We start from the raw sequence: 12694 nt of genomic DNA on the forward strand, positions 1-12694 counted from the left end.
TAAAATGATCAGGCAGATTTTCTGCTGTGGTTAATTAATGCTGATTCATAAACCGAAGCAATAATATCATCGGCCGAAAATGTTCCTAATAAGTCAAAATCAATGTGACTATAAACAACCTGTTTGGAAGGTTCAACAATGTAAGTAGCCAAAAGCGGCGCGTTCACATCAATGCCCGAAAATCTGTTCCAAACCGGGTCTTCATCAGAAAAAATCCTGAATGCCTGTGCTAGTTCTTTTTCCTCGTCATAATAAAAGTTAAGGGTGAAGCTGTGCTCCCAAGCTTTCTTTTCCAGGTCCTCAGTACGCTCATCGCTTACGATCAGCAGGTTTCCGCCGCTGGCTTTTATTTCATTATGGATATGGTTAAGCTGTTTAAGCAATGTAAAACCGTGATCGCGCCAGTGTGGGGAGTAAAAAGCAATTACCAATGGCTTATTCAAAAGATGTCTTAATGAAACAGGGCCATGTACTTCGGCTCCGTTAAAAAACTGCTGCCAGCGACTGTAATTACTATATAGTTTAAGATCCGGCACATAGTTACCGGCTTTAACTGGTTTTAAAGGTTGGTATGGCTTAAACGGCAGATCAGCATCAGCAACAATCTCTGACAGATCAAAAAATGGATATTTGGTATTATTTGTAGTTAACATTTTAAATAGAATGAAGATTAAACGAATTGTAATTAATTGTCACGATGATAGCTCAGCATCAACAACTGCACAATCCGTAAATTACAGGGTAGTCAGTTAATAGCCGGACGATTGCGGACTTGTTTAATTGATTTACCAGATAAGCGTTCATAAAATATATGTTAAATAATGAGATCAGTAAAATAGGAGAGTAGACGGGATCGACAGAAGGTATAATTCAACAACAGCAACACATGACCTTTTTGCTATCGATACGATGCAAAAAGAGAGATGTATTTAATATAAATTTACTGCCCGACATGATTTTGAATGTTCTGAAGTTCAAATATACTACAATGTCTATATATTTAGTATATATTTATAAATTATTTTTTTGTCTTTTGTTTTTTATCTTTCAAGCAAAAAATAAACTATGCTAAACAGGCGGATAAAACAATATACTCTTCTGATAATCATTGGTATTTCCATTCTGTTTAGTTGTAAGCAAAATCCCAAACACCGGGTATCAAAAGCCGATTCTATCAAAAAGAAGATTGTTAAAGAATGGAATAAAACTATCCCGGGAAGTTTTAGCGATCAAACTGAAGCAGTTTTCGACAGCTTACAAATAAATATTTTCCTCAAAAAGTATCCGGCTTTTGATGCCTACGCAAAGGATATTAACCTATTTTATAGCAAGCGTAAATTTGCCTATGCCTGGTACGCCAAGAGTATATTAATAGAACAAGCTGGCAACCTGGTTGACAGATTAAACAATTTACAAAACGAAGGCATATATAAGGCCATCCCCTACCCAAAATCATTAGACTCACTCGTGTTTGATGCCCACCCCAAAGCAACTAAGATCAAAGCCAAAACAAATATTACCACCGAATTGATGCTTACCGCGCAGTACTTTGTTTTTTCGAAGCTGGCATTTCAAGGTATGAGCGATTCAGTTACACGGGCAGTAAACTGGTATCTGCCACGTAAAAAGGTATCCTATAACGATTATTTGGATAGCTTACTGAAAAAAACGGGGAAATCAAGCAATGTTTTATCCGAACCCGTTTATCGCCAATACGATCTGTTAAAAAGCTTTCTGGCCAAATACCGCCATCTGGATACGATAGATAAATGGCAGCCTATTATTCCTGGTAAAAAACTTAAACCAGGTGATTCCTCAGCAATAATATCCTTAATCAAAAAACGACTTTATAAACTGGAGGATTTTAAAGGTGATACCTTAAACAATGTATATGATGATGATCTGAAAGATGCCTTTAAACAATTTCAGATGCGACATGGACTTACTGCCGATGGCGTTGCCGGCGCAAGTACTATAGCCGAGTTAAATATACCTCTGAAAACCCGGATGCGGCAGATCATCGTCAATATGGAGCGTTGCAGATGGCTTCCTGTTAGTTTAAACACCGATTACCTGGCTGTGAATATACCTGAATTCAAACTTCATGTTTATCATGCTGATAGCTTATTATGGAGTTGTAATGTAGTTGTGGGTCAAAAAGTTCATCAAACGGTAATATTCTATGGCGAGATGCAGTATGTCGTTTTTAGTCCATACTGGAACCTACCCGAAAGTATTATACGAAATGAAGTATTGCCCGAGATTAAAAAGAACTCAAACTACGTTAACGAGCATAATATGATCATTACCGGAAAAGAAAATGGACTGCCTGTGATCAAACAAAAACCCGGGCCAGCCAACTCCCTGGGGCTGGTTAAATTCCTTTTCCCTAACAGTTATAGTATTTATTTACATGATACACCATCCAAATCACTATTTGGCGAATCGTCAAGAGCATTCAGTCATGGCTGCATCCGTGTTGGTGAACCCGCTAAACTGGCTTCATTTTTATTAAAATACGATACGACATGGACGGCTGATAGGATCAGTAAAGCTATGCACCTGGGTAAAGAACAGCAAATAACCCTTAAACATAAAACCCCCGTTTTTATAGCCTACTTTACTGCTTTTACAGATCGTAATAACAAACTTAATTTCCGTAAGGATATATACAACCGGGATGAGCAACTGGCATCCATGATTATATCTGGAAAAGGCAGGTATTAAAAATAACAACCGATCATAGATAGAATGAAGCATTCTTTTTATTTGTCATTTTGACAATAAAATTTGCTATTAAGCCATTTTAAGGTTTATAATACTGGCAAATTAAAAAAACAAAATATTTTTCATGGGTTTGTAGGCAATAGTTAGAATTTAATTGTCCACCTCTTAAATCACTTCATGTGCCGGTCCTAGTCCGGGGCAATTAAGTGTGAATTTAACACCAACATTGATTATTAAAACCCGAAAAAAATAGGCCTATGTAAAAAATGCTTACTAACCCTACCAAAGCACAATTACCCGGCGGGAAATTGCTGCTCCACAGAATGATTTTTGAATGTTTATAAATGCAAGTGCAATCGACAGCGCTTGTTATTAACTCCCTTTAAATTCAGTAAAATATGAAATTTTTAAAACACCCAATGGGTGTACATAGGCCATGGATATCCAAATCTTTGCCCTTATGTAAATTAGCCCTTGCAGGTATAGTTCTCATAAATACGCAAACAGTGGCCCATGCCAGTCCTAAGTTTACCAACAAGCTTAATTTTAATATCAACAGTAGCATCGCAAAGATCAGTGGTAAAGTTGTTGACGAAAAAGGCGAACCCCTTGTTGGTGTAAGTGTCAGAATAAAAGGCACTACAACAGGTACCCAAACCGATGCCAATGGTAACTTTACATTGGATGCCGATAGCAAAACAGTTTTAATTGTAAGCTATATAGGTTTTAGTACCAAAGAAGTGATCGTAGGTTCAAAAACATCATTAACTATAACCCTGTTAAGTAACAATAACTTAAACGAGGTGGTGGTTACGGCTTTGGGTATTAAGAAAGAATCAAAAAAGCTGGGTTATTCGGTTTCAACAGTTAATGGTAATGCTTTGGATAAAGCCAAAGAATCAAACGTTGCCTTATCATTAGAAGGCCGGGTAGCTGGTTTAAGTATAAGCGGTACTTCTGGCGGTGCGGGATCATCTGCCCGTATATTATTGCGCGGTGTTACAAGCGCTAGTGCAGGTTCGCCATTGTTTGTTATTAATGGTGTGCCAATGGATAATACTCAAAGAGGCCAATCTGGTGAATGGGGTGGCGCTGACTATGGTGATGGTATTGCCAACATTAATCCTGACGATATCGAAAGCATGACTGTACTGAAAGGGCAATCCGCTTCCGCTCTTTACGGTACGCGTGCCGTAAACGGCGTTATTCTGATCACCACCAAATCTGGTAAAAAGAATTCAGGCTTTGGTGTTGAATATAACACCAACTATCAAATGGATAAGGTTTATGATAACACAGATTTTCAGGATCAATATGGACAAGGTGAAAATGGCTTAAAACCTACATCAGTTGCCAACGCATTGAGTTCTGGGAACCTGGCCTGGGGTGCCAAATTAGACGGCTCATCTGTTATACAGCTTGACGGTAAACAATATGCTTACTCTAAAACAAGTGATAATTATACCAAATTCTATAATACAGGTAAAACGTTCACTAATACTGTTGCCTTAACCGGTGGTGGCGACAATGGAGCATTTCGTTTGTCGTTATCTGACCTGAATAATCACGCTATTACCCCTAACAGCGGATTAGACAGAAAAACCTTCAACTTTAATGGTATGCAAACCGTTATTAAAAATCTGGACATCAACGTTGTTGCCAATTACATACTTGACAATGAAAAAAATCGTTCAGGTTTGAGCGACGGTCCGGGTAACCCCAATAACGTACAGTTTTTAGCGCCAAACGAGCCCCAAAGTATGTTAGCTCCTGGTTATAATGCAAGTGGTAAAGAAACATCATTTACTAATGATATTTATGTAACTAATCCTTATTTTGCGGCTTATAAATTTGTAAACACTACAAAAAGGGAGCGTTTAATATCATCATTGTCAGCCAAATATAGTTTCCTGCCATGGGCATATATTCAGGGTAGAATTGGCTATGACAACATTCATGATTCTCGCTTGAATATTGAACCAACCGGAACTGCCTATGTAAGCGGTAATGGTAACATGAATACTCAAACTTCAGAAATTACCGAATTCAATACGGACGTATTAATTGGAGCAAAGCATGATATCGTTAAAGATTTGTTAAACCTGGATTTATCCGTAGGTGGTAACATTCGTAAAAATACCTTTGCTGGAACTTATATTAACGGTAGTAACTTTATTATTCCTTACTTCTATGATCTGTCAAACTTCCCAAGCAGATCAAGTGGTAATTTACAGCCCCAAAATTTGCAAGTAAATTCAGCCTATTATACTGCCGATTTTTCTATCAAAAACTTTCTGGTATTAAGCACAACCGGCAGGTATGATGTTTACAGTAGTATTGCTGATAACATAGGCAGAGGTATATTTACCCCTTCTGTTTCGGCCAGTTTTATTTTTTCTGATCTTACGCACATTGAGGGGCTTGATTTTGGAAAACTTCGTTTATCATATGCCAAAACAAGTAATGGTGCACCCAACTATGCCAACCAGGTGTTTTATAGTGTAAGCAATTCTATAAACGGAGTAAACGCGGGTAGCTTTGGCTCAACCTTACCAAACTTGTTCTTAAAACCATTTACATTAAGTGAATATGAAGTTGGTACCGAATTAAAATTCTTTAATGACCGCCTTGGGTTAGACGTAGCTTATTTTGCAAGAAAAACTAAAGATGAAATCATCCCGGCTACACTTGATAACTCTGCTGGTTATACCTCTTATTACGTTGCAACAGCAAGTACTCAAAACAGAGGTGTAGAAGTTGAAATACATGGTACTCCGTTTAAAACCAGTACTTTTTCATGGACACCATCATTCAATTTTACTTATGTTAAAAACAAGACCTTATCCACAAATGAGCAAAATGCTAATATTGGTCTAGGTACTTATCGTCCGTTAAATGCAACAACTGCTTTCGTTGTAGGTATGTCAGGTCCACAGATTATGGCCAATGACTACAAACGCGACGCTAAAGGTAATATCATATTTGATGCTACCGGAAATGCCGAAATAACCGGACGTATACCTGTGGGTAGTGTAACACCTAAATTTTATGGTGGTTTAAATAACGATTTTAACTATAAGAATTTCAACATGGGTTTCCTGATTGATTATCGCTATGGTAATAAGATTTTATCCGCTACCAGCTATTACAGTATCTTCCGCGGTTTAAACAAAATGACTTTGCCAGGTCGTGAAGGTGGCGTTGTGGGAGTAGGTGTAACTGAAGCCGGCACTCCAAATACTGTAAATGTACCTGCCGAAACTTACTACCAGAACTTAGCTAAAAATGTATCAGCATTAAACGCACTGGATGGTAGCTTTATTAAATTACGCCAGGTTACTTTAGGCTACACCATTCCTAAAAATGTGTTGGGCAGCACTCCCTTTAACTCTATAACGGTATCATTGGTTGCCAGAAACCTGTGGACGATTATGAAACGTTCAGATAATATAGATCCTGAATCTAACTTTGCACCTGGAATTAATTATGCAGGTATCGAAGGTACAAGTGTACCAGCGGTTAGAACTTATGGGTTTAATGTTAACTTCAAATTTAAAAAATAACTCAGATGAAAAAACGACTAATATATAGTTGCCTGCTTGCTGGTGCTACCTTAATGGCGGGTTGTACTAAAAACTTCGATAAGATCAATACCGATCCTACTAAAGTGACCGGAGCTTTGTTTAACCCGAATTTTTTAATGGCGCAGGCTCAGATACAATTCTCAAACCTGGGATATGGCCAATTACTATACCAAAGCATGTGGAGCCAGGCTTTAGCCTCTACTTATGATTATTATGGTAATGGCGACAAATACGTATATCGCGGAAGCTTTGATAGTTATAAAGCTAACTTATGGAATAACGGCTACAACGCATCCACCCTTATTGATGAGATGAAAAACCTGATTAAAGGTAATGCAACCTATAACAATCTTGATAACTGTGGTACTATTATGCGTATGATGATATTGGAGCGAGTAACAGACACTCATGGTGATGTCCCATTTTCACAGGAAGGACAAGCAAAAGCGGGTATATTTACCCCTGTATTTGATAGCCAGCAAAGCATTTACGCTTCTATGCTTGATCAATTAGATAAAGCAACTGCTGCTCTAGATGCTTCTCAGGCAGGGCCTACCAGTGATTTGTTTTATGGGGGTAATATTGCTCAATGGAAAAAGTTAGGTTATTCGTTAATGTTAAGAGCGGCTATGCGTTTAACAAAGGTTGATGCCACTACCGCTCAAAAGTATGCCGAGAAAGCTTATGCAGGTGGTACCATGAGTTCTATTGCTGATAATGCCAAAGTAAAAGCTGATTACACTAACGGTAATGGTAATGCTGATGCTGGTTCTTTGTTAGTAACTGACGATTTCAGGGAAGTACGCTGGGGTAAAACCCTGTTCGATTATATGAACAGTACTAATGATCCACGTATTAATGCAATAGGCGAAATTTCTGCAGGTACTGGTAAAAAAGCCAATGAAACAGAAGTTGCCGGCATTTTACCTGTGGGTATACAAGTTGGTATGCCAAATGGTTATGACTTAGGTGGTGGTGCAACTGATATTTCGAAGGCATCAAATTATCCGGGTACAAGCCCTGCGGATCCAACGGTTACTAATGATGCTCCTGCTCCTGTTGGTAACTACTCCCGTCCAAAATTTGCTGTATACGATGATCGTAACCGTTTTAATTACCTGTTAACTTATGGTGAAACCGAGCTTTTATTAGCCGAAGCATCTACAAGAAACTGGAACACCGGTACCGCCGCTACCCATTTTTCAAACGCGCTTACTGCTGATATGCAAACAGTAGGTCAATTTGGCACAACATCTGTTAATGCTGCCGATATAGCCACTTATGTTGCTGCACACCCACTTAATCCAGCTACCGCTATGCAGCAGATTAACATGGAATATTATGTAGAGACAGCGACTGTATTTAACTTTATTGAAACATGGTGCAATTGGAGAAGATCTGGTTACCCGGTTTTAACAGCAGTTGTATATCCAAATCAGTTTGCTACAAGTATACCAAGAAGAGTACCATATCCAGTTACTTTACCATCTACCAACGGTGCCAACTACACCGCTGCTGTTGCTAAACTTTCTGGTGGTGATACTTTTACCGCAAGGGTTTACTGGGATAAATAATATCCTTATAACATGTTAAAAAAACAAGGCTATGGATTCATAGTCTTGTTTTTTAATTTTTACACAAAAAAGGGGTATTGATATCGGCTGCAATTGCATATCAAATGCTTATTTTTATAATTACCGTACATCATATAAAATCGGCTCATTAATGCATTGTTCCTTACCGTTTGTTTCCCTTGTAAAAAGGCTACTTAATCATAAATGGAGCATCATACTCCCGCTGTGTTTTAATGCTCTTTCTACAAAAGCTCAGCAACCACTTTTTAAACTATTACCCCCTGAGCAAACCAACATAACTTTTAGAAATGATCTTGTTGAAGATGAGCATCTAAATGTTTTATCGTACGAGTATTTGTATAATGGCGGCGGTGTAGCTGTAGGAGATATCAATAATGATGGTCTCTTGGATCTTTTTTTCACGAGCAACCTTGGCCCCAATAAACTTTATCTTAATCTGGGCAATTTCAAATTTAAAGATATTACCAAAGAAGCCGGTGCTGAATTGGCCGGGCGACCAGGTGATTGGAAAACCGGTGTTACCATGGCCGATGTAAATGGTGATGGCCTACTGGACATCTATGTATGTTATTCAGGTCTAGGCGATAACAGTAAACGCCGCAATCAATTATTCATCAACAAAGGGAATAATAAGTTTGTTGAACAGGCTAAAGAATATGGCTTAGACGATCCTGGCTATAGTACCCAGGCTGTATTTTTTGATTACAATAATGACGGCAAGCTGGATATGTTCCTGCTTAACCATAATGTAAAAAAAATAAGTAACCTGGAATTTGCCCAAAGTAAAAAGGAAACCGACGTATTAGCCAGCAATAAGCTTTTTGAAAACCAGGGAGGGCATTTTGTAGATGTTTCAAAAAAAGCTGGTATCATACAAAATCCACTCACTTTTGGCCTGGGTGTTACTATTGCCGATATTAATAAGGATGGTTTTCAGGATATTTTTGTTACCAATGATTATAACGAACCCGATTATATGTACATCAATAACGGGGACGGAACTTTTACCGATAAAAGCAAACAGAGTTTACGGCATCTGTCGCAATTTTCGATGGGTGTTGATATTGCTGATATAAATAATGATGGTCTTCCAGACATTATGACCCTGGATATGTTGCCACCTGATAACCGCAGGCAAAAGCTTTTACAGCTACAGGAAAATTATGAATCGTTTGAGCTGATGTTGCAGCAAGATCTGTACAAGCAATATATGCGCAACATGCTGCAATTGAATAATGGTGATGGTACCTTTAGTGAGATTGGCCAATTAGCAGGTGTGTCTAATACCGACTGGAGCTGGTGCCCGCTCATGGCCGACTTTGACAACGACGGCTACAAGGATATTTTTATCTCCAACGGTTATTTCAGGGATTATACCAACAAGGATTTTTTACGGTATTGGGGCGATTATAAGCTTAAAAAAGCTATGGATCGTGAACCTTACTTACTGATGGATCTGGTGAAAGCCATGCCATCCACTACCCTATCAAACTATATTTTTCAGAATAACCACGATCTTACCTTTACCGAAAAGAAAAAGGATTGGGGTATCAATAAACCCGGCATATCAAGCGGGGCAGTTTATGCTGATCTGGATAATGACGGCGACCTCGACCTCATTACCAACAATATCAACAGCGAAGCTTCCATTTATCAGAACATGACTATGGAAACTTCTAAAAAGAATTATGTGGCCGTTAATTTAAAACAAGGCGGTCCAAATGTAAATGCCATAGGCGCCAAAGTCTATGTTTATAGTGATAAACAAATACAATATCAGGAGGTTAATCCTAATAGAGGTTATCTATCATGCGTATCAACCATTCTCAACTTTGGTCTTGGAGATCAAAATAAAATTGATTCCATCCGGATCATATGGCCCGATCAAACAACACAATTATTAACTGACATACAGGCCAATCAACGTTTAAATATTATTTATAAAACGGGGATGGCGACCTACAAACCAATAGGTAAAAGTAATAAAGCGCTTTTAAGCCTTGCAAAACCAATTATTGATTATAAGCATACAGAAACTACCATAAACGATTTTAAGCGTCAACTACTGATGCTTTTCATGGGTTCTAAAACAGGCCCGGTTATAGCTAAGGCTGATGTCAATAAAGATGGGTTGGAGGATCTGTTTATTGGTGGTGACCAGAATACACCGAGTAAAATATATATCCAAAAACCAGGTGGTACATTTACCGCTATCGAAATATCGGATCTGAATCATGAAAACACCTCTGCTGCCGTATTTTTTGATGCCAATGGCGATGGTTTTCCGGATCTTTATGTAGCTAAAGGCGGTTACTCCTTATTAGAGCCAAACACACCTGATTTACAGGATAAATTATATTTCAATGATGGCAAAGGAAATTTCACGCTGTCAACAACTTCCCTACCCCAGCTTAATGCCGACAGTAAATCATGCATACGTCCGTGTGATTATAATAACGATGGCAAAATAGATCTCTTTGTGGGTGCCAATATTGTCCCGGGGCAATACCCGGTAATACCCAAAAGTTATCTCTTAACCAATGCTGGTGACGGTCGCTTTACCATCACAGACGTACCTTTTACTGCCTGCGGCATGGTCAAGGATGCACAATGGGCCGATTTAAACGGTGATGGTCGTAAAGACTTGATCATTTGTGGTGAATTTATGCCTATCATGGTTTATATCAATACCACCAATGGTTTTGTGGATGAAACTGCAAAATACTTTGATCATCCGGAAAATGGCTTTTGGAATACTTTGGCCATCGCAGATATAGATGGCGATGGTAAACCAGATATTATTGCCGGCAACCTGGGTAGCAATACACAAATACATGCAACAGCTACGGAACCCGCGGAAATGTATTATGCCGACTTCGATGGCAATGGCTCTATCGACCCGTTTTTTAACTTTTATATTCAAGGCGTAAGTTACCCGTTTGTAAGCCGCGATGAATTGAACGAGCAGATATACCCTATGCGTAAAAAATTCAGCTCGTACAAAGCTTATTGTGATGCTACCATGAAGGATATTTTTAGTCCGGATGATCTGGCAAAGGCTACAAAACTTACCGCCAATGAGGTACAGACCAGCTGTTTTTTGAACAGGAATGGCAAATTTGTCAAAGTGCCGTTACCAATAGAGGCGCAGTTTTCTATGGTAACTCAAATAATTACTGCCGACTTTAATCACGATGGTAAAATCGACCTCCTTTTGTTAGGCAATCACTCTGATAACCGCTTGAAACTGGGTAGTTTTGATGCTAATTATGGCTGCTTGTTAACCGGCGATGGTAAAGGTGGTTTCAAATATCAAACGCAGTTATCATCAGGATTATCTGTTACTGGAGATGTAAAATCAGCGGTAGAAACAAAAATAAATGAATCAAAATACATATTGATAGGTGTATCCGGTCAGCCACTACAATTTTATAAAGAAAACTAATGATCAAGATTATATCTGTTTTTTTCCTAATACTGTACAGTGCAACCTTAGGTTATGCACAAAAAAATAAAAAATCATTACCTGACTATTTACAGTTAGATAAAACTATCAACGCAATATCGGCAGTAATGATACATGATGTGGTGAACCCACCCGCAGCAGCCCGCTATTATAATTATGTAATGTTGGGCGCTTACAACCTCACGGCTTTAAATAACAAAGAAATCGTCCGGCTTGCTGATTTTGTAAAAACCTATAAAGATGATAATCAGCTCAACATTGAAAAAGGTAAGTACAATTATCAGATAGCGGCAATATATTGCATGCTCGAAACCGGCAAACAAATGCTCCCCTCGGGCTTCATGCTTCAAGATACCGAGGATAAATACATTAAATTACTAAAGGATAATAAAATAGATGATGATATCATCAAACAATCCATAGCAGCAGCCGTGGAAATGACCGCCAAGGTGATCAAGTACTCCAAAGGTGACAATTACAATAAATTAAGTGGTAAGCTAAGATATACACCTATAAAAGGTGGTAAAAACTGGTATCCAACCCCTCCTACCTATATGGAAGCGATTGAACCTAACTGGAAAACCATCAGGCCTATGCTTATTGATTCGTCTAATGAGTTTGTACCGGTACGCCCAACACCATTCAGCACCGATAGTACAAGCGAGTTTTATAAACAGGCTTATGACGTTTACAAGGTTTCCAAAAATCCGCCAATGGAACAGGTTACTATCGCCAATTTTTGGGATTGTAACCCTTTCGCAGTCACTACATCAGGTCACATGATGATCGGGTTTAAGAAGATCAGCCCGGGAGGTCATTGGATGAACATTGCAGGTATTGTAACAAAAAAAGCCGGGCTAAGCTTTGATCGTTCTGTAACCGTATTAACGCTTGAAGCTGTGACGCTCATGGATGCTTTTATCAGCTGTTGGGATGAGAAATACCGCAGTAATGGTATCCGTCCGGAAACTTATATTAACAAGTACATCGACATTACCTGGACGCCCTATTTACAAACCCCGCCATTTCCGGAATATCCAAGCGGTCACGCCGTGCTTTCAAATGCGTCAGCGGGAGTTTTAACATATCTATTGGGTGATAAATTTGCTTACACTGATGACTCAGAGGTTCCATATGGCGTTGGCCCGCGCAGCTTTAAATCATTTTATGAGGCAGCCGAAGAAGCCTCCATATCCCGATTTTACGGGGGCATTCATTTTAAAGATGCTATAGTTTTTGGCAATAAGCAAGGGCGATTAGTGGCAGCTAAGGTTATTGAAAAAATAAAGGCTGCAAAAATCCCCCGGCAAAATTAATCCCAT

General features: G+C 38.8%; 6 protein-coding genes. 5 read left to right on the forward strand and 1 reads right to left on the reverse strand.

Going from position 1 to position 12694, the window contains the following annotated elements; genetic code table 11:
• Positions 1-8 precede the first annotated feature (8 nt).
• On the reverse strand, positions 9-653 hold the full coding sequence (locus BW976_RS10825; RefSeq protein ID WP_076373300.1) for a redoxin domain-containing protein: 645 nt from the start codon (positions 651-653) through the stop codon (positions 9-11).
• 412 nt (positions 654-1065) lie between these two features.
• Here BW976_RS10825 and BW976_RS10830 point away from each other — a divergent pair, with 412 nt between their 5' ends.
• From BW976_RS10830 to BW976_RS10850, 5 genes are all read left to right on the forward strand, one after another.
• Positions 1066-2727, forward strand: a complete 1662-nt coding sequence (locus BW976_RS10830; protein WP_076373301.1) for a L,D-transpeptidase family protein — start codon at positions 1066-1068, stop codon at positions 2725-2727.
• Between the two features lie 398 nt (positions 2728-3125).
• Positions 3126-6290: a SusC/RagA family TonB-linked outer membrane protein gene (locus tag BW976_RS10835; protein ID WP_217696235.1), complete on the forward strand. Its 3165-nt coding sequence runs from the start codon at positions 3126-3128 to the stop codon at positions 6288-6290.
• A gap of 5 nt (positions 6291-6295) precedes the next feature.
• Positions 6296-7885, forward strand: coding sequence for a SusD/RagB family nutrient-binding outer membrane lipoprotein (locus tag BW976_RS10840; RefSeq protein ID WP_076373302.1), 1590 nt, complete (start codon positions 6296-6298; stop codon positions 7883-7885).
• A 151-nt stretch (positions 7886-8036) separates the two neighbouring features.
• Positions 8037-11351 carry a VCBS repeat-containing protein gene (locus BW976_RS10845; RefSeq protein ID WP_084192153.1) on the forward strand — a complete coding sequence of 1105 codons (3315 nt, stop codon included), beginning with the start codon at positions 8037-8039 and terminating at the stop codon, positions 11349-11351.
• On the forward strand, positions 11351-12688 hold the full coding sequence (locus BW976_RS10850; RefSeq protein ID WP_076373303.1) for a vanadium-dependent haloperoxidase: 1338 nt from the start codon (positions 11351-11353) through the stop codon (positions 12686-12688). The genes BW976_RS10845 and BW976_RS10850 overlap by 1 nt, the downstream gene beginning before the upstream one ends.
• Positions 12689-12694 lie beyond the last annotated feature (6 nt).

Source organism: Mucilaginibacter lappiensis (genome assembly GCF_900155965.1).
In the GTDB taxonomy this organism is placed as follows: domain Bacteria; phylum Bacteroidota; class Bacteroidia; order Sphingobacteriales; family Sphingobacteriaceae; genus Mucilaginibacter; species Mucilaginibacter lappiensis.

Excerpts from the sequence above, each read along its gene's own strand:
- BW976_RS10825 (WP_076373300.1), bottom strand. The coding sequence starts at position 653 with ATGTTAACTACAAATAATACCAAATATCCATTTTTTGATCTGTCAGAG.
- BW976_RS10830 (WP_076373301.1), top strand. The coding sequence starts at position 1,066 with ATGCTAAACAGGCGGATAAAACAATATACTCTTCTGATAATCATTGGT.
- BW976_RS10835 (WP_217696235.1), top strand. The coding sequence starts at position 3,126 with ATGAAATTTTTAAAACACCCAATGGGTGTACATAGGCCATGGATATCC.
- BW976_RS10840 (WP_076373302.1), top strand. The coding sequence starts at position 6,296 with ATGAAAAAACGACTAATATATAGTTGCCTGCTTGCTGGTGCTACCTTA.
- BW976_RS10845 (WP_084192153.1), top strand. The coding sequence starts at position 8,037 with ATGCATTGTTCCTTACCGTTTGTTTCCCTTGTAAAAAGGCTACTTAAT.
- BW976_RS10850 (WP_076373303.1), top strand. The coding sequence starts at position 11,351 with ATGATCAAGATTATATCTGTTTTTTTCCTAATACTGTACAGTGCAACC.